14 protein-coding genes are annotated in these 20173 nt (G+C 42.4%); 1 reads left to right on the top strand and 13 read right to left on the bottom strand.

Going from position 1 to position 20173, the window contains the following annotated elements; genetic code table 11:
• Positions 1-26: 26 nt before the first annotated feature.
• The 10 genes from CXF86_RS13635 to CXF86_RS13590 form a co-directional block, all read right to left on the bottom strand.
• Entirely contained in the window at positions 27-1601 is a 1575-nt protein-coding gene (locus CXF86_RS13635; RefSeq protein WP_257985355.1) for a DUF4435 domain-containing protein, read from the bottom strand.
• 126 nt (positions 1602-1727) lie between these two features.
• Positions 1728-3332 (bottom strand): AAA family ATPase, encoded by a 1605-nt coding sequence (locus CXF86_RS13630; RefSeq protein WP_102039223.1) that lies wholly within the window; start codon positions 3330-3332, stop codon positions 1728-1730.
• A 130-nt stretch (positions 3333-3462) separates the two neighbouring features.
• Positions 3463-4101: a hypothetical protein gene (locus CXF86_RS13625; RefSeq protein ID WP_102039222.1), complete on the bottom strand. Its 639-nt coding sequence runs from the start codon at positions 4099-4101 to the stop codon at positions 3463-3465.
• Positions 4102-4623: 522 nt separating this feature from the next.
• Positions 4624-6810 (bottom strand): OsmC domain/YcaO domain-containing protein, encoded by a 2187-nt coding sequence (locus CXF86_RS13620; protein ID WP_101092093.1) that lies wholly within the window; start codon positions 6808-6810, stop codon positions 4624-4626.
• 242 nt (positions 6811-7052) lie between these two features.
• Positions 7053-8846: an FUSC family protein gene (locus tag CXF86_RS13615; RefSeq protein WP_102039221.1), complete on the bottom strand. Its 1794-nt coding sequence runs from the start codon at positions 8844-8846 to the stop codon at positions 7053-7055.
• Entirely contained in the window at positions 8846-9706 is an 861-nt protein-coding gene (locus tag CXF86_RS13610; protein ID WP_102039220.1) for an efflux RND transporter periplasmic adaptor subunit, read from the bottom strand. Before CXF86_RS13610 ends, CXF86_RS13615 begins: the two co-directional genes overlap by 1 nt.
• On the bottom strand, positions 9703-9921 hold the full coding sequence (locus tag CXF86_RS13605; protein WP_102039219.1) for a hypothetical protein: 219 nt from the start codon (positions 9919-9921) through the stop codon (positions 9703-9705). The genes CXF86_RS13610 and CXF86_RS13605 overlap by 4 nt, the downstream gene beginning before the upstream one ends.
• A 1566-nt stretch (positions 9922-11487) precedes the next feature.
• Positions 11488-11778, bottom strand: a complete 291-nt coding sequence (locus CXF86_RS13600) for a YkgJ family cysteine cluster protein (RefSeq protein WP_101092092.1) — start codon at positions 11776-11778, stop codon at positions 11488-11490.
• Between the two features lie 211 nt (positions 11779-11989).
• Positions 11990-12772, bottom strand: a complete 783-nt coding sequence (locus CXF86_RS13595; protein WP_101092091.1) for a 2OG-Fe(II) oxygenase family protein — start codon at positions 12770-12772, stop codon at positions 11990-11992.
• 77 nt (positions 12773-12849) lie between these two features.
• The gene (locus tag CXF86_RS13590) at positions 12850-14181 is read right to left on the bottom strand and encodes an aldehyde dehydrogenase family protein (RefSeq protein WP_102039218.1); all 1332 of its coding nucleotides are present in this window, start codon (positions 14179-14181) and stop codon (positions 12850-12852) included.
• A gap of 141 nt (positions 14182-14322) precedes the next feature.
• On the opposite strand from CXF86_RS13590, the gene CXF86_RS13585 reads away from it, so the two are divergent.
• On the top strand, positions 14323-14679 hold the full coding sequence (locus CXF86_RS13585) for a winged helix-turn-helix transcriptional regulator (RefSeq protein WP_374702340.1): 357 nt from the start codon (positions 14323-14325) through the stop codon (positions 14677-14679).
• A 73-nt stretch (positions 14680-14752) separates the two neighbouring features.
• Here CXF86_RS13585 and prpF read toward each other — a convergent pair whose 3' ends face one another.
• From prpF to prpC, 3 genes are all read right to left on the bottom strand, one after another.
• Complete coding sequence (gene prpF, locus CXF86_RS13580) at positions 14753-15955, bottom strand: 2-methylaconitate cis-trans isomerase PrpF (RefSeq protein ID WP_102039217.1); 1203 nt, start codon at positions 15953-15955, stop codon at positions 14753-14755.
• A 243-nt stretch (positions 15956-16198) separates the two neighbouring features.
• The gene (acnD, locus tag CXF86_RS13575; protein ID WP_102039216.1) at positions 16199-18805 is read right to left on the bottom strand and encodes a Fe/S-dependent 2-methylisocitrate dehydratase AcnD; all 2607 of its coding nucleotides are present in this window, start codon (positions 18803-18805) and stop codon (positions 16199-16201) included.
• Between the two features lie 181 nt (positions 18806-18986).
• Positions 18987-20126 carry a bifunctional 2-methylcitrate synthase/citrate synthase gene (prpC, locus tag CXF86_RS13570; RefSeq protein ID WP_102039215.1) on the bottom strand — a complete coding sequence of 380 codons (1140 nt, stop codon included), beginning with the start codon at positions 20124-20126 and terminating at the stop codon, positions 18987-18989.
• Positions 20127-20173: the final 47 nt, after the last annotated feature.

Genomic DNA, 20173 nt, shown 5'->3' with positions numbered 1-20173 from the left:
GAGGCTAGATACCTCCGGCTACCCGATTATGTCATGTATTGCTGAAAACTACCAAAATATGGTTTTAAAGCAGTTTTTATAGACTCTTTACAATCACCTTTAATCAGTCTTACTACGGTCTCAGGTAAGCTACCGTTGGATAAACCCAATGATGTGCTAGCTTGAGTACAAAGTGATTTACGGTTATATAAAGCTAGCAATTGTTTATAATCTTTACTCTCCAATACATCAGTAAATCGTTGATGTGTATCTGAATATATTTGGTCAACGTCGATGCTTGTGACTAAATTTTGTAGCACTGTATTAATCTTAGCGGCGCCTTTTTGTTTAACATCAAATATATTCAGCTTAAACTTTACTTCACTTGATACGTGTAGTGACACTTGTGTATCAAGTTCAGATTGCAATCGACAAAATATTGTATTCGAAACAGCTGAGAAATCAGCCGATGGATCTCGAGCAAGTCTTCCACTAACTATTTTCAAAACGTCTTCTGTGCAAAATAAATTTTCAACTTCAGCAACCTCTAAAACATATATAGAGTCTTTCTCTAGTTTGGTTATTTCAGCTTGAAGGCGTCTATCTCTATCTATTACTCCAAACACATCTAGATGATGAATTTGAGAATTAGCTTTTAGCGCCTTTACCGATTGAATTACTTCTGAACAACTTCCGTGAGGAATGACAAGGAAATTAGATAATAATTCACGATAAAGACTGCTATCGAAGCTACCACTTTCACCTTCGACAAAGACAACAGGTTTTCGGCTCCCCAATACTTCAATAATTAATTCATTAGGTATGTTTTCATCTTCATTTATAAGTGACCAATCCCAGTTTTTACCATCAAACGATTTCAACCATATACTTTTTGATGCTTCTTTTGCAGCCGCAAAATCTACATCATGCGTTAAGTATACAAAGACGCAATCCTGACGTAATTTTTCAATGGCATCCCAAAGAGGAACTTGAACTGACTTATGCAGATGCAATTCTGGTTCGTCAATTACGACAACTCCATTTATAGGTGCAGCTAAACACTGCCCAATTAAGTAAAATATAACTCGTTCACCATCACTCATTTCAGACGATTTATAGATTTTATCTACTTGCCCTTTAACCTGAGTTTGAATATTCAACCCACCTACGACCAATTCCCTATGTGGGAGGATCTCTTCCCATAACGCCTTTACAAGGTCTATTTTGGTTTTTGGCGGCTCTACCCGTGTTTCTATAGTTTTACAATCTTGTTTAAATTTTGCATTTGCCTCTGTTTCTTCAGAAAACAAATATACGAGTAATTTATCGAAGTCATTTGATGCTGATGTCGGATTTGCGCTTCTAAAAAAAGAGTCATGGCTATCATGACCATTTAATAATGAATTTTCAGCATTTTCAATTGACTTAATATTCGTTGAATCCGGAAAAGATAGAGATTTTTGTGCAGAAATCCTATGGACTAGATCTTTATTTTGAGCGTTATTGATTATCCACACTCCCAACCTTGTTTTTCCTGAACCATTTGCACCAATAACGATAACACTTTGGTCTATCTCAATTACTTCAGTTGAATTACCTTGGGGAAGTGTAAGTTTTTTCATTGCCAAAATCAGTTACTCCATTTGAATGACATAACGCCCGTCTCAACTGCCGGAGGCTACTGGCGCCTTTTGTGCGTTTTCTGCACAAAAAGTGACAGTAGCTGGAGGTCAGATTGCAGGCGCTTGTTATGTTTCCATTACCCTTTCAGTAACAGGTGAAAGTAATTCCCTTAACATATCAAAGGCGGCTACATCCTCAATAACCATTTTTCTTACAGCTTGCTCATATTTTTCTTTGGAAGCAAAAAGAGCACCTCGAGAAATTCCTTCTAACGCAGGGGTTTCTCGGATTGGGTATCTGGAAATTAGACCTACAATATTTCTTGCTTCCAGTAATGAGTCTATCAACTGCAACTCTTCGCTAAATATAGTTGCCGTTGAAAATTCAATATTTACATTTCCCGCCATTATTGCTCGATAATCTGGAGCTTGGCGAGAAAGGTTATCTTTGACTTTTCTTTGTACAAGCCTTGCTGCCATTCGAGTTTTGTGTGGTGCTATTGAATTTATCACTGCTTCAATGATTTCTTCGTAGATTACATCAGGGTCAATATCATTTACTGTCGAGACTCTACGTAAAATAGTTTTGATAACTAGCGGGTGGTAATAGAGTGACTCTATCGAGTATTGATCTAAAGGAATAATCCCCTCGCTACATAACTGACGACACTCATCATCCGATCTATTGTCACGATCAATTATTCCAATTGCTGTTACCCAATGGCTCTCTCCTGACTCCCTTATTCCTTTGACTACTCGCTCAACATCCACGCAACTACCCAAAGGTTTTATTGTTATTGTAGGGTAAAGTATTTGATAGAGTTGAATATCTAAGCTGGATACTTGTCCTTCAACAAAAAGTAGAGTTCTTCGTGAACCCAAAACTGATTTTGCAACTTCTTCATCCATTCCTTCAACAGATGGAATAAAATCTACATTCCATGATTTAGGCTGATGATTGTATTTCCTTAGTAGCAAAGCAGAACTTTTTTCCTGATCGTGCGGGAGAGATACATCATGAGTTGAGATAACAAAAGCACAGTCACCTCTATACGACAGTAATGTACTTATCAAAGGCGATACAATAGAGCGATGCAAATGCCTTTCTGGCTCATCGAGTAATATTAAAGTACTTTCCTTAGCCGTTAAAACATTGGAAATGATGAGAAGAGCATTCCTTTCTCCATCAGATAATTGCGCGATACTGAAAGGAGGATAGCCTTCTCTAATCGCAATTAATTTACTCGCGCTGTCAATTGATATTTTGAAGTGTAAATTTGAAATTCTCAATATATCATTCATGGTTGCCACAGGAGCTTGAAGTAATGCAAGCTCTGCAACATCTTCCATTCGTCCATCTCTTGCCGCTTCAGCTATTTTCCTTGCTTCTATATTCTCCGAATCTATCAAATCAAAAATGGTAGCTTGAGAACGTTGATGAGCATAATCATCTTTCCATCTTGATTGCTCCTGCTGATCATTGTTTACCATTTGCCGTTCAGTTTGTAGCCTTGAAGCAGGTGTAATATCAACAGAGTCTGAATTAAACCAAACTTGTCTATGTGCAGTTATTCTCCGGACATTACCTGTGTTTTGAGTGGTAAATGTATGCATTAATGTTGATTTACCAGTCCCATTGGGACCAACCATAAACATTATTTCACCAGACTCAATGGTTAGCATTTTTTGACCCTCATCTTGATGAGGGTAATTTAAATTGAATGATGCCATCTATTTTTTAATCTCCATATTCTGATGAATCTACAGGTAGCTCAGGAACATAACGCCCTAATAACAGGCTAAAAATAGTTTGCTAAAATGTTGAGGAACGAAACAGCAAACTGTTTTTTGTCCTTGTTAATTAGCTTGTTAGCATTTTGGCCATGCGCTCAAGATCACTTGCAACATCATTAAAACCAAAATAATTAGTTGGATGTTCGTATGCAGAATCACGATGCCTATCTTGAGGAGCATAATCAGGCAACCTAGATCGAAGTTCATCTCTTAGAAGCATAGTGTCTACTCTGAAACGACGATCATACTCGGCGTTCATTTCACTGCTAAGACGCATCATGTTATTTGTTTGTTTATTCCATTCAATATTACGTTGTTCTTCAGATTGTTGCCCTGATGATGTGTGGCGTTCCATCATGTTTACTTGATCTTCACGCTTATACCTCTCTATGTATTCACGAAGATTCTTAACAACTTCAAGTGTTTTATCTTTCAGTGCCACTTCATCTGAATCAACAACAGAATGTACCTTTTCATCATACTTTAAAGCACGATCTTTGTAAGATTCAGCTTGTTCACTTTTCAAATGTAGTCGTTCTTTTAATGTTTCATTGGCAGACTTAGTTTGTTCAACAACTGCTGTATATCTCCACTTAGCGGCAAGATAGGCCAAGCCAAACATAATTGCACCTAGAATTAGGAAGGCAAATGGGGCTTGAGAAACAACCCCCCATTCTTTAGCTATATATTCGAGTAACTTGTCCACGTGATTTCCTTGTGAATGCTAACATTTGTATATACGGCTTGCGCGTTTTGCCAAACCATGTTGAGAAAGCGTGCACAGTAAAAAGTCTGAAAAAAACATTAATAACAGCTTATTAAACATTTACGCTGAAGATTGTAACCAATACACCTAGGGAGAAAAGTGAGTCGCACACTTTGCTTTCCGGTTATCTGAACTTTTCATGAACGCACACTTACATCTTACTGAATTTACGCCTCTTTTTCTTTTCACTCAATAGCAAACCGCGAACTGATTGCGCATAATTTGATGATTATCCGCACAAAGCCAATAATACTGTATAAAAACACTAACACTGTACTTTCCGACTGATGAGAAAAAATATTGCAAAGAGGTCTGTGCTGTATTGGACGAATTGCTGACGTAAACTCGTTTTGGGGCATAACTGAGCCACCCTCCTCCCTTTTAACCACCGTGCAGGCAATAAAAAGCCCATCAATTGATGGGCTATATATCTAAAGAGCAAAAGCTACTGCAATAATAGAATTAACTTGCTGCTTTGTCTTTACGCGCTTGATGCAATTTCTTATAGCTTTCAATCAATCTTAAGTGTGGCTCTATGCCTTCAAGCTTCATGCTGGTCTGCGTCAGGCCAAAGAACTTCACTTCACCGGTAACAGAACCGACTACGTTTTGCATGTTCTCTTTACCAAACATTCTATTGAAGTTACCAATAAAGTGTTCGAGCTCGAGTTCGTCGTCCATGGTGACTTCAAGGACTGCATTAACCGCTTGATAGAACAAACCACGCTCTACGGTATTGTCGTTGTACTGTAGGAATTCAGCGACAAGCTCCATCGCATTTTCTAACTCGCCCATTGCTAGATAGATAAGGATTTTAAGCTCGATGATAGTGAGCTGGCCCCAAACAGTGTTCTCGTCAAACACAATGCCAATTAATGTCGGAATATCCGTTTGGTTATCGAGTTGACTCTCTTCGAGTCGCTCAACTAAGCCTGCCAGTTGGTCATCATCTAGAGAATGAAGATTTAAGATATCTTCGCGATAATGCAGCGACTTATTGGTGTTGTCCCAAATCAAATCTTCGACGGGATAAACTTCTGAGTAATCCGGCACGAGTATACGGCACACTGACGCGCCTAACTGATCAAACTCAGCTATATAAGCTTCTTTGCCAATATCAGCTAATATGCCAAAGAGGCTCTGAGATTCTTCTTCATTGGTGCCTGAGAAATCCCACTCACAAAAATCATAGTCATGCTTGCTGCTGAAGAAGCGCCATGAAATAACACCGGTAGAATCGATAAAGTGCTCAACAAAGTTCTCAGGTTCAGTCACTGTCATGCTATCGAACGTCGGCTTAGGGACATCGTTTAAGCCCTCAAAGCTACGACCTTGTAGTAGCTCAGTCAAACTACGCTCAACGGCGACTTCAAAACTTGGGTGTGCACCAAAAGAGGCAAATACACCGCCCGTTCTTGGGTTCATCAAGGTGACACACATAACAGGAAATTGGCCACCCAGTGAGGCGTCTTTTACTACAACAGGGAATCCGCGTTCTTCTAAGCCTTGAATACCCGCTAAAATACTTGGGTACTTTTCAAGTACCGCCATAGGGACATCTGGCAGAACGATTTCTTGCTCAATGATTTGTCTTTTAACGGCGCGCTCAAATATTTCTGATAAGCATTGCACCTTCGCTTCAGCTAGGTTATTACCCGCGCTCATGCCGTTACTTAAAAATAAGTTTTCAATTAGGTTAGACGGAAAGTAAACCGTTTCACCATCAGAGTGACGCACATAAGGGATAGAACAAATGCCACGTTCAGTCATACCTGAGTTAGTGTCGATAAGATTAGAACCCGCCAGCTCTTCGTCTGGATTGTAAATGTCTAAACAATGCTGGTCCAAAATGCCTGCAGGTAGTGAGTCATCCTCTTCTAACGCAAACCATTTTTCATTCGGGTAATGAACAAACTCACTGTTGGCGATCTCTTCACCGAAGAATTGATCGTTATAAAAGAAATTACAGTTTAAGCGTTCAATAAACTCGCCCAGAGCTGAACAAAGTGCACTCTCTTTCGTTGCGCCCTTACCGTTGGTAAAACACATTGGAGATGCAGCATCACGGATGTGCAAAGACCAAACATTAGGCACAATATTACGCCATGACGATATTTCTATCTTCATCCCTAAATCAGCTAGCATGCTGGTCATATTGGTAATCGTTTGCTCAAGCGGCAAGTCTTTACCTAAGATGTAGGTGCTAGCATCGCCATCGGCTTGTCCCATCAACATCGCGTTAGCGTCTTCGTCGAGGTTTTCAACCGTTTCGATTTTAAACTCAGGCCCCGTCTGAACAACCTTTTTTACAGTACAGCGGTCGATCGAACGAAGAATCCCCGTTCTGTCTTTCTCTGAAATATCTGCTGGTAGCTCAACTTGGATTTGAAATATTTGGTTATAGCGATCTTCAGGGTCAACAATGTTGTTTTGCGACAGTCTGATGTTTTCCGTTGGAATATCTCTAGCCTTACAGTACACCTTGATAAAATAGGCGGCGCATAGCGCTGACGAAGCTAAGAAATAGTCAAAAGGGCTAGGGGCTGAACCGTCGCCTTTGTAACGAATAGGCTGATCTGCAGTGACGGTAAAGTCATCAAACTTTGCTTCAAGTCTGAGGTTGTCGAGAAAGTTAACTTTGATTTCCATTGAATAGTGTCCAGAGTCGTGCGTTGTCAATCGGCTAGCGTGCCTTAATGGTGAGAATTATCGGTGTTTTTGAGGCAATAGTCTTGGGTTAATTACGTAATTTGCTTAATTAGGCTCGTTAAGTGTTAGAACGATAGTGCTCACGGTCAGTTTTAGCGCTCTCAGTATCACCAACCGGTACACTAGGATAAAATATGCCCATTAACAGCTTTAGATAAGCTACTTTTTTATCACCTTGAGTCTCAATGTGAAGCTGGCAAATCCTCTTGATACTGCCATTGATTAAGTTCGTAAAAACAAACCACCAATGCAATTAGTGCCTCTAAATCACTATTCTCAGGCCTACTCTCTGAATTATTTAGCTGACGCAAATATCGGCTAGCCTCCTCAGAGCTATCATATTGTTCTAATAAAGCAGCCATATTGAGATCGAACTCAACGAGTTTCTCGTTAGCACGTAGTGCCAATAACCCTTTGGTCGTTTCAATATTACAAAGAACCTGTTTTTCTCGGCCTATGTTGAAGCCCTTTAATTGGCTGATTTGCAAGCGTCGCTGCATTTGTAAAATAAAGTACTTTGATGCCTTTTTGATACGATACTCGATGGCTTTTCTAGTGTTTTTTTGTATCGACTTTACCGTTAGCCGTGCAACATACTCGTTGCTGGGTTCAGGAATTAGCATAAAACCGAGCCATAGTTGTAATACTGTAATGATATGAACCAGTGCATTATTAAAACTGGTGATAGGATCAAAGTTTGCAAGATTATTAAGCCCTAATGCAGATAAGAAAAAGACCGTTGAAAAAATAATGGTGGGTGTTTGTGGGCCAGCTCTCGTGAGCAATACTCCACTAACAAAACCCGCCCCAAACACAACACAAAATAACCACTGCCAAATCGGAATGGCCAATAGCAATTGGTTAGCAAATAAAAAACCTAACCCTGAACCCATAATTGTCGCAATTAGAAATTTTCTTAGCTGCTTTGTAAATCCGATTTGTGTGGAAAAAATGGAAACGAAAATACAGCCCAACATCAATGCTGAAGGAGCACTTTGAAAGGAAGTAAAATACCAGTAAAGGAGGGATATAAAAATGACCCAAAATACTCTAGATGCAGCAATAGCCACTATTTGCCAATTTGTCGGCGACAAGCTGTTCAGCCTTCGGTTACTCGTTCTAGGCAGTTTACGGCTAGACATTAATAGCTTGTATGCAAAGTGATAATCTTTAATGAACTTGTCTATTTTACCGTCGAGTAGCGTTTGCGATTGCTCTGACAACGATACGTTATTTGCTGCATCTGATAACTCTGTCGCTATAAGCAGTTTCGATAATGAGAGTTCCAAATGGTTGGCGTGATAACCTATTTTTACCGACTCAATAGAAGCAGCAGCTAATGCCTCCAACGCTTGCAAAATATCTAATTGATACTTGCCTTTCTTCAATGAATCACGACTTATATCGTTGAGTTTATCCAATTGAAGGTAGAGCTTCTTAGCCTCATATTTAGGTTTAGTCCCCATAGTGGCTAAAAATGAAAAGAGTATCCCTAAGCTCACTTCAGAGACTCTATTGGCAATGGTTTGCAACATATCTTGAGGATCGGTGACCAACAATCCGTAAATAGCGATTAAGATAAACGTTGAGCAAGTAACATTAAATATGTAGCGCTCATTATTCTTACGCAGTAACGAAGGTAAAATGAGTGCAGCTGTAATAAATGCGACTCCAAAAGAAAAAAGCCAAGGGTCATTTATCAAGTAATTATAGGAAAATATGCCTAAAGGTACGGCGAGTAATGTCCCTTTAAAACGTGAGATACCCTTATCTATAATGCCGCCAAAACTCCCCACCAATGTGACCATTAACGCTGTTGTCGTAGCCCAACCAGGGCTTTCTAAATCCAAATACATTGCCGTTAAAGTACAACCCGACAGTGCCAACCCCATTCTAATGCCAGCCATAATTTCGGCATTATTAAAATCGGGGATTAGCCAACGCCAACTGGAGGGCTTATTCGATGCTTCTGCCATTATTCAATAACGACTGAGGCTGTAGAACCCGAGAATAGATGCAGCTCTTGGACTTGCTGTTGGTCGTCAAAAACAATCGTTACTGGTACGCGCTGAGCAAGTCTTATCCAAGGGAATGTCTGTTGTACATCAGGTAACTGCTGGCTACCTTTAGTCGTGTTGTTATTGTTTATACCTCTAGCAATGCTAACCACTGTACCTTTAAGCACAATATCGTCTCGTCCCATCAAGCGTATTTTGGCCTTCTGTCCAGGCGCTAGTTCTTTGATCCGCGTTTCTTCAAAATATGCCTTGATGGAAAAGCTATTAAGGTCAATGAGCGCCATAACTTGCTGACCAGGTGTTACCACCTGCCCTCGCGTAAAATCCAAATCTGATATGTACCCAGCATGAGGAGCATAGATTTTTGTACGTTCGAGATTAAGTTTAGCTTGAGATAGATCAGCGGTTAACACTTTGATTTGAGCTTGCTGCTCTTTAACAGAGGTATTAGCTTTATCTCTATCATCTTCTGACACAAGGTTACCCGGGATCCCTTGTAAACGCTGTTTTTCGTCTTGCAGTAGCTTTAGCTGAAATTGACCTCTTTCAAGAGATGCTATCGCTTTATCTAAAGCAATCTGTTGATCTGTTCCTTCTAACTCAAACAGCAGTTGGTCTTTATTCACCTGCTCATCTGTTTTTATATGGATTCTTTTTACCTTTCCCGTTATTTGGCTGGCTACATGGGAAATATCGGCGTGAACACGAGCATCTCGCGTCCACGGAGAAACCATATAAAACACCCAAAGATAGTAACTAAATGCAATCGATGCCAAAACAAGAATAATAGTAAGAATAAGCGCTCTGTCTATTTTCATGATTGCCAGCCTAATAAGGTTAAACGACCAAAGTGCACCAAAGTAATCGTCAGGATCCAAGTTGATACTGCTACGTAGCCACTGAGTTCAGGAGGAATAGCTGTGACATGAAAAAATCGAGAGCGTCGAGCTGATAACCAAAAAACGGAACCCCAAAAGAATGTAACAAAAAATGGGGTAATATAAAGACTACCAAATAGTGAGGTTTCAAACATAAACACAATCCCTAACTGCAATTAGAATAGATGAAGATTTAAAGCAAGAATAATAGTTAAAAAAACTAAACTCAGCTGTAATTCAACACCTTGCATAAAATTCATTCTAATAAAGTTATAGCTCTTAAGGCTTATACCTGCTGTGTAATTTGAAAATTAACGAGCAGATTTGGAAAAGAGACTATCTTGGCAGTCAGTATTTATAGACTAACCTTTGCCACGAAGAGGGGTCTGCCGGCATTCGAAGTTAAGGGGAAGTGGTAAATAACTCAAAATACAGTAAATGAAGAACATAGGGTTCATATCAATGGTTTTACAACACATGCAAGCCTTCGCATCAGGCATAGCCGGCTTAAAATCAAATAAGGAAACAGTGAACGACCCTCACCATTGACGCATTGAGAATTGGATTTTATGTAATAAGAGAGTTGTACACGCTAATTTAATTAACTGTCTATTTTCAACTTCAGCAACTCCGAATAAACTTAAGCCAGAAGTCGTTATTGGAATTGAAATTTAATGATTTGCACTACTTTCTAAGCTGAAAAATGAGATGCATATAGAAATCGCTATCGTAGGACTGTCTATGAGAGTCTTATCAAAGCTGGTATTAGCGAAATGATAATGACAAAGGAGACTCTCGAGTTGCTAGATAGCGACTTGGCCAAATTTAAATCTGCTAGCAAAGAACCAACAGACCAGTGATGTGAAGAAACAATCAAATTTCTGCGCAACAGCCATGGTAAAGCTTATAAAGTAGCTTCAAACATTAACAATAACCTCTTATAAGGTATCTCTCTTAAAACAATCTATAACCCAAATTAGACAGAAAGAGCTCCAAATGTTTACCATTTACCATTTACCATGCAGTATATCGAGAAGTGACAGCGATTTAGGTTGTGATTTACGCCAGTATCTTCAAGGTTATTACCGTCCGTGAAGCTCTTCTTCGAATAATAGTACTCGATATTCAATTTGATATTTATACTTATCAATAAGGAGTACGAAAAAATAGGCTTCCTCGCTTAGCGAGGCGAAGATCTGAAACCAATATATTTAAGTCACTTGAGTATAAAACGGTCGCTTGGTCAAAGAAGCAGCGTCCATCGATAGATCCCACTGAGTTAAAGAATTTCAGATGCGCTAGGCCTATCAATTGTCCTGCTATAAGGCCATACTGAAGCAGTTATTGATTGAATTGGCTTTTATACTAAAAGTCACTGATTACTTCAATCCTTAGGCTGGTTCAAACTGGCTTTGGGTGTATCACGTAAAAAGGTGGAAAGTATTATGAGTAAAGGACAAGACAGTAAAAAGGCAGTTAAAAAACAGCCGCTTTTAAATGCAAAAGAAAAGAAAGCCGCTAAGGCTGCTAAAAAAGCTGCACCAAAATCGTCAGCGATGTAAGCAGCATTATGGCCGTCGAGATTACACGATGGCCATTATTTTTAGAGCCGATATAACGCTATAACCGCTTTAATCAAACCGTCATTATCAACATATAAAGACCTAAAGTAGCTAGCTTACTGACAAATCAAACTAGATTTCTCAAGGTCATAAATATCGCTACAGCATCCCTTCTCTTTCTACGAGACATTCATAAGAAGCCATTTCGAATTCTCGACAAACCCAAGGGCGATTTTCATAAATAGAGCACATCAGTGTCTCCCGATCTAATGCTGCACACCACCCATCCTCTAAACGAAACATCGTTTCGCCGCCCCAATTATCAACAGCAATATACTCTTCAGGAACACCAGTATCAGTCAGAAGAAACACCTCTAAACGGCAGCAGCAAGCCTGACAGTTTGAACAGGTGACTTCCTTTTCTGGTATATTTTTAATATTAATGGTCATGCGCGTCATCAAATCGAATAATCGGCTATTTTACCTCAACTAGAGCAAATTAGAAATTAGCATGATTAGCACTTGATGTGTTAGCAGGCAGAGCAAACCTCCACCTTCAATGCCATTCCATTCGTATTTGGTTAGTGAGTAAACTTTAGTCCTTCTTAGTAGAAAGACTAATCGTTAGGACCAATGAAACCTAAACCAAGCGATGAATCTTTTACACTGCTAACAAAACATCGGTGCGGATGATGTATTTAACACCTTTAGTGATCGCAACAGAGCTATGAATACAGTGCATAGGATGCATTCCGTGTGGAAAACACAATACTCCACCAGCGGGTGTTCTGACATCGACATTAACAACCTCATCGCCTGCTTTTGCGGGTTTAGTGGCATCGTTTGCGTTCACCAAAAAACGAGTTTCACCGCCTTCAAAGTCTTCGCTAAGGAGAATTAAGAAGGTCATTTGACTAAAACGATCTGGGTAGGCATTGGCGATTAACTGGTTATCTATAATTCGGCTGCCAGGCCAAGAACCATCGGAGTGCGGTTTAAAATAATCATCTTGGCTATAACGATAAAAACGAAAACGTGCATTAATACCTAATGCTTTATCGCCGTTAAAAATACCCTGTCTATCATCCATCAAATGAGCAATACGTTGCCAAATAGTGCCATCGGTTTTTGGGTCAACAATCCAAGTTAAGCTATCGTTATGGCGAACACTTCGGGGTAACGACACTGCTGCATCTGGTAAAAACTCAAGTTGCTCACTTATCTCAATTAATCTTTTGCATTCATCTTTAGACAGCACGTTTAACAACTGAAAAGCGCCGGGTACGTCGGCAAGTTCCCGGCGCTCTACTTGGCTAATATCAAAATCACTGCTTAGCTTGGCAGGATTGAGTGTGCTGTTGCCCCATGCTGGTAATGCTGGATGCTCAGCGCCCGGCTCAAACGCGGCAACAAAGAACGATTCTGGCTTATTTTCTTGTCTCATATTCGACTCAACTGTATTTAATTTTATGTGATGGTTACTGACGCTATTAACGACATAAGGTGCTGCACCGAGTGATTCTATTTACTGAGCACTCTTACTTGAGCAAATTGTCGGTGGCCAGCCGCCGTGCCATGAAAACCAAAGCCACTTTGCTTAGCACCGACCCAAGGCCCTGCTCCACCAGCACCTTGATTTACGCCCACCATGCCAGCCTCCATCTGCTCTGCAACATCTGCAGCGCCAACGCCGCCAAATACCGCTGCACCAAGTCCATAAGGGCTCGCATTTGCGCGTTCAATGGCTTCAGATATATGATTGAAACGACTGATGGCAACAATAGGGCCAAAGGTTTCATGCGTCTCTAACTGCATATCAGGGGTGATATTTGTAACAACCGTTGGCTGTACAAAAGGCGTTTCATAATGCGCTTGGCCTAAAAGGAATTTTGCACCTTTCTGCTCGGCATCTTTAAGCTGTGAGATAATGCCCTGATGCTGCTTATGATTAACAATCGGCCCTATATTAACGCCAGTTTGATCCCAAGCGCCCACTCGGTAGCGGCGAGCAAGCGCCACCACCTTTTGCTCAAACTCATCGGCAACTCGCGCATCGACATAGACCCGTTCAGTCGACGTACACATCTGTCCTGCATTCTCAAATGAACTTGCCACGGCATACTGCACCGCTTTATCAATATCAGCCGTTGCCATGACGATCATAGGATCGTTACCGCCAAGCTCCATCACGAGTCTTTTAAGAGACGATGCCGCCGACGCCATTATGTGTTTGCCCGCATCAAGCGAACCGGTGAAAGCCACCATATTAATATCGGCATTGACTAACGCCTTACCGGTGTCAGCCCCACCGTGAGCGACTTGCAATACGCCGACCGGCAATACTTCGTTAAGTGTGTTAACGAACAAGTCGGCCACCAAGGGGGTTTCTTCTGATGGTTTTAATATCACGCTATTACCCGCCATGAGCGCAGGCAGTAGCAAGTTATTCGCCATCGCCAGCGGATAATTCCACGGTGAGATAACAGCGACCACGCCCAAAGGCTTATATTGCAGCTCAGCGCCATGCCCCAAAGATTCGGGCTGCAACGCTGCAACAATTTCTTGGCAAAAGTAATCAGCATTTTGCACTGTACCTGCCGCCTCATAACCTGCTCTGCGGTAATCCTTTCCCATCTCTTTGCTGATTAATAGCGCCAGCGACTCCTGCACTTTTGCAAGATTCTGATAAGCTTGAACCACTTTTTTCTGGCGTTCTATTAACGATAACTTAGCCCACGTTTTCTGTGCTTTTTTTGCTTGGCTAACCAAGTCTGGCATACGTTCAATCGTGGTGACGGGAACTTCGCCGAGTGGTTTTTGATCGATTGGATCGTAAGATATTAGCATTGTCATCTATTTGCTTCCTTAAAAAGGCATTCACTTATCGTGATGCAGAGCAATTTATCTTTGGTTCTTAGGGCATATTTTGCTAGAGTGGAGAATTAAAGCAACCAGTATACTTTTAGTAACCACTGTAAATTTGATTGCGACATGATAAATAAGACTTTAAATACAATGACTAAAGATGAAAAAATAAATATTCAAAACTGCGAGCAGCCTTGCCTTATCGAGCGAGGAATGCGCATTTTAGGCGGCAAGTGGAAAGCGTCTATTTTGTGGCATTTAAAAGATGGGCCAGTACGATTCAATGAGCTGTCACGCATGTTAGGAGGTGCCAGTAAGAAAATGGTTGATCAACGTCTTAAAGAGCTAGAGAGCCAAGGACTGGTTATCAGAGAGGTGATTTGTACTCGCCCTATTGCTGTCACTTATGAGATAACCGAGTTTGGTCGCACCGCGTTAGAGATATTAGAAAAGCTAAAAGACTGGACTGAAGAAAGTGATTTTTAGCATAACAAGCAGAACACGTACATTGGTGTTCTGCTTCTTATGTTTAGATTAACCAGCTAGGTTACCGTTATGTTTAAACAGTATCGCTTGGCACCCTCACCCAACCTTCCATCAGTATTCGAGCGCTGCGGCTCATAACTGCTTTGTTCACCTTCCATTGACCATCAACTCGTTTTGCTTGAGCACCCACTTTTAAGGTGCCAGATGGATGGCCAAATAGCACAGACTCACGTTCAACGTTACCGGCAGCAATACTTACCAGCGTGCCAGGAATTGCGGCTGCGGTGCCAATGGCTACTGCAGCAGTGCCCATCATTGCGTGATGTAACTTGCCCATAGATAAGGCGCGCACGTTAAGGTCGATATCGCCTTTAGCGATAGCCTTGCCACTTGAAGACGTGTAATTAATAGGCGCGGCGACGATGGCCACTTTTGGGGTATGTTGCCGACCAGCAGCTTCATCTATATGGCTAATAAGCCCCATTTGCACGGCGCCATAAGCGCGTATGGTTTCAAACATCGTTAACGCGTTAGCGTCACTGTTTATCGCCTCTTGCAATTCGGCACCGCTATAACCAAGATCTTGTGCGTTAACAAACACGGTAGGAATGCCTGCGTTAATCATGGTGGCTTTTAACACCCCAGCAGCGACAACGTCAGTCGGTACGATTAAGTCATCGATTAGATTGCCAGTGGGGAACATAGCTCCTTCGCCATCGGCGGGGTCCATAAACTCGACCTGCACTTCAGCGGCTGGGAATGTGACACCATCAAGTTCAAAGTCACCGGTTTCTTGCACTTCACCATTGGTGATAGGCACATGGGCAATAATGGTTTTACTGATGTTTTTTTGCCAAATTCTAACCACTGCAATCCCATTTTCAGGAATACGGCTGCTATCAACAAGTCCGCAGCTAATGGCAAACGAGCCAACCGCGGCAGATAAATTACCGCAGTTACCACTCCAATCGACAAAAGCCTTATCAATAGCGACTTGTCCGAAAAGGTAATCGACATCATGATCGGGCTGAGTACTGCTTGCCACAATCACCGTTTTACTGGTACTTGAGGTTGCCCCACCCATACCGTCGGTTTGCTTGCCGTAAGGATCTGGGCTACCGATCACTCGAAGTAGCAGTGAATCACGAGCGGGACCTGCCACCTGCGCTGCTAGTGGCAGATCAGTTAAATTAAAAAATACACCTTTACTGGTGCCGCCACGCATATAGGTTGCTGGTACTTTAATCTGGGGTAAATGTACTGTGTTACGCGTCATAAGGATTACCGTTAGATTGCTAATATTGGGTACAACAGATCGCGGCGCCGTCACAAGAACCGTGAGCTTAGGTTCTTATGCGCTAACATAACACCGTCAGAGCAAGTAAACCCTGCGCGGGCAGTCGATGCACTGAGTCAATGGCGTTATTGCCGCGAAGATGAGCTGCGGCGACGGGGATGTCGCTGCAGAGCCTACAAGCATTTACTTGCGGGATCTCATCTGCGTTGCAAAATATAAAGTCTACGCGACTGAAGACTCTAAAAAGTCATTGGCGAAGCGTTGTAAAATACCGCCAGCTTCATAGATAGACACCTCTTCGGCGGTATCCAAGCGGCACTTAACGGCTATTTCAACGCTCTCACCATTGCTGCGCGTCATAATCACGGTCAGTGCAGCGCCAGGCGTGCGATCACCCATCACATCATAGGTTTCTGTTCCATCGATTTGATGAGTATGACGGTTTTCATTATTAGTAAATTCAAGCGGCAATACCCCCATACCTACAAGGTTAGTGCGGTGAATACGCTCAAATCCTTCGGCGACAATCACTTCAACACCCGCAAGACGAACACCTTTTGCTGCCCAGTCACGGCTTGAACCTTGGCCATAGTCTGCACCCGCAATAATGATCAACGGCTGCTTACGCTCCATATAGGTCTCAATCGCTTCCCACATACGCGATTCAGTGCCTTCTGGCTCGATACGTGCAAAAGAGCCCTGCTTCACTTCAACTTCACCGGTTTTGCCAAGCTTAGTGACCATTTCATTAAATAACTTAGGGTTGGCAAAGGTGGCACGTTGCGCGGTTAAATGATCGCCGCGATGAGTTGCATACGAGTTAAAGTCAACTTCAGGTAGGCCCATTTTATCTAAATATGCCCCTGCTGCACTGTCGAGCATAATCGCATTCGAAGGTGACAAATGGTCAGTGGTAATATTATCGCCAAGTACCGCTAATGGACGCATGCCTTTCATTGTGCGCTCACCGGCTAGTGCTCCGTCCCAGTAAGGAGGACGGCGAATATAGGTACTCTGTGGACGCCAATCGTACTGTGGATCGTTTTCAGAGCCGTATTCAACTTTAATATCGAACATGGGTTCGTAGACTTTGCGGAACTGCTCAGGTTTAACACTTTGAGCAATGACCGCATCAATCTCTTCATCGGATGGCCACAGATCTTTTAGCATAATGGCATTACCATCCGCGTCGGTACCCAGCACATCTTTTTCGATATCAAAACGGATTGTTCCCGCAATCGCGTAAGCGACGACGAGTGGTGGTGATGCTAAAAACGCTTGTTTGGCGTATGGATGAATTCGGCCATCGAAGTTACGGTTACCAGACAGTACCGCAGTGGTGTACAAATCGCGTTCAATCACTTCTTGCTGAATCACTGGGTCCAGTGCGCCGCTCATGCCGTTACACGTTGTGCAGGCAAAACCGACAATACCAAAGCCTAATGCTTCAAGTTCTGTTAGCAGATTGGCATCTTCAAGATAAAGCTGTACCGCTTTTGAACCTGGAGCGAGTGAGGTTTTTACCCATGGTTTACGGGTTAACCCTTTAGCATTCGCGTTGCGAGCAATAAGTCCTGCGGCAATCACGTTGCGGGGGTTTGATGTGTTAGTACAGCTGGTGATCGCCGCAATAATGCAGGCGCCATCAGGCATTAAGCCCTCTTCATTTTCAACTACGCCACTAATGCCTTTTTCGGCAAGATCCTTGGTTGATACTCGGCGATGAGGGTTAGATGGACCTGCAATATTACGCCCGACACTGGACAGGTCAAAACGCAGTACCCGCTCGTACTCAACCTCAGTTAATGTATCAGCCCATAGGCCTGCACGTTTTGCATAGGTTTCAACGAGCTTAACTTGCTTGTCTTCACGGCCTGTGAGTTTAAGGTAATCGATGGTCTTATCATCGATATAAAACATCGCCGCTGTTGCACCAAACTCTGGCGTCATGTTTGAGATGGTTGCTCGGTCGCCCAACGTTAGGTTTGCAGCGCCTTCACCATAAAACTCAAGGTAAGTAGAAACGACTTTTTCATTGCGTAAAAATTCAGTAATAGCGAGCACAATATCAGTTGCCGTAATGCCATCTTGGCGCTTACCCACCAGCTCAACACCCACAATATCTGGCAGACGCATATAAGATGGTCGGCCAAGCATGACACTTTCAGCTTCAAGACCGCCAACACCAATGGCAATAACACCCAGTGCATCAACATGAGGTGTATGGCTGTCGGTACCCACTAAGGTGTCCGGAAACGCCACACCTTCTCGAGCCTGCACCACGGGAGACATCTTCTCTAAGTTGATTTGATGCATGATGCCGTTACCTGGCTGGATCACATCAATGTTCTTAAAGGCCGTTTTGGTCCAGTTAATAAAATGAAAGCGATCTTCATTACGTCGATCTTCAATAGCGCGGTTTTTCTCAAACGCGTCTTTCTCAAAACCGGCGTGCTCTACAGCCAACGAATGGTCGACTATCAGCTGTGTTGGTACCACTGGATTTACTTTTGAAGGATCCCCGCCCCTATCTGCAATAGCATCACGCAGACCTGCTAAATCAACCAAGGCAGTTTGGCCTAGAATATCGTGACACACTACTCGAGCAGGATACCAAGGGAAGTCTAAATCACTTTTGCGCTCAATGATCTGCTTTAAACAGTCAGTTAGCGTTTCTGGGTTGCAGCGACGCACTAAGTTCTCGGCATAAACACGAGAACAATATGGCAGCTTACGATAAGCATCTGGGCTAATCGCATTAACTGCAGCCTCGGTATCAAAAAAATCTAATTCAGTACCAGGTAACGGTTTACGGTAGGTTGTATTCATAAGGCGTTCCACTTAAAAAGCATGACATCACGTTGGGTGGGGTCTTATTCATTTACGGTCACTTCTTTTACGAAGTGAGCCCGCTTTGCATTGAAATTATTAGATAGAATAAAACCGATTAAAATCAATAGTTTTTTAAGTAGTGACAATAGAATAAATTGCCACTACTAATTTCTATTGATTATCTTTCACTTATCGGAGAAACCTTACGCGGATCGCTACCGGTGTAATCTGCACTTGGACGAATAATGCGATTATTAGTACGCTGTTCCATAACGTGTGCCGCCCAGCCCGTAAGACGTGAACAGACAAATATAGGGGTAAACAACTTAGTTGGAATGCCCATAAAGTGATAAGCCGACGCATGGAAGAAGTCAGCGTTACAAAATAGTTTCTTGCTGTCCCACATAAACTCTTCACACGCGACAGAGATATCATAAAGTGAAGTATCACCAGACTCGTGAGCCAGCTTCTCAGACCAAGATTTGATAATCACATTACGTGGATCAGAGGTACTGTAGATGGCATGTCCAAAACCCATTATCTTCTCTTTACGTGCAAGCATGCCCGCCATTTGCTCTTTGGCGTCGCTTGGAGAGCTGAACTTTTGGATCATATCCATTGCCGCTTCGTTTGCGCCACCATGCAGTGGACCACGTAACGTACCGATAGCACCCGTAATGCACGAGTACATATCTGATAGCGTTGATGCACAAACGCGGGCGGTAAAGGTTGATGCGTTAAACTCATGCTCTGCATAAAGAATCAGTGATACATCCATAACACGGCGATGCTGCTCTGATGGCGCTTTGCCATTAAGCAGGTGTAAGAAATGACCGCCTATAGACGCTTCATCGGTAACACAATCTATCTCTACACCGTCGTGAGAGAATTTGTACCAGTAACACATGATGGCCGGAAACGCGGCTAATAAGCGGTTTGCCGAGGTAGTTTGCTCGCTAAAGTCATTCTCTGGTTCTAAGTTACCTAAGAAAGAACAACCGGTGCGCATCACATCCATTGGATGAGCATCAGCTGGAATGCGTTGCAGCACCTCTTTTAATGCTTGTGGCAGATCGCGCTGTGCAAAAAGCGCTGTTTTGTAGTGATCCAGCTGAGTTTGGTTTGGCAGTTCGCCATTAAAAAGCAAGTAAGCGACCTCTTCAAATGTCGCGTTATCTGCCAAGTCAGATATATCATAACCACAATAGGTTAGACCTGAACCTGATTTACCCACGGTACAAAGCGTTGTCTCACCTGCACTTTGACCACGTAGTCCTGCACCCGCTAACTTCTTATCTACCTTTTTAGTATCAGCCATTTCTATCTTCCTTCTATTTTTTGTTACCCGTCAAATGACGACTGCGG

The organism is Shewanella sp. GutCb (assembly GCF_002836135.1).
Lineage (GTDB): Bacteria > Pseudomonadota > Gammaproteobacteria > Enterobacterales > Shewanellaceae > Shewanella.
This window is presented reverse-complemented; position numbering and strand designations above follow the sequence as displayed.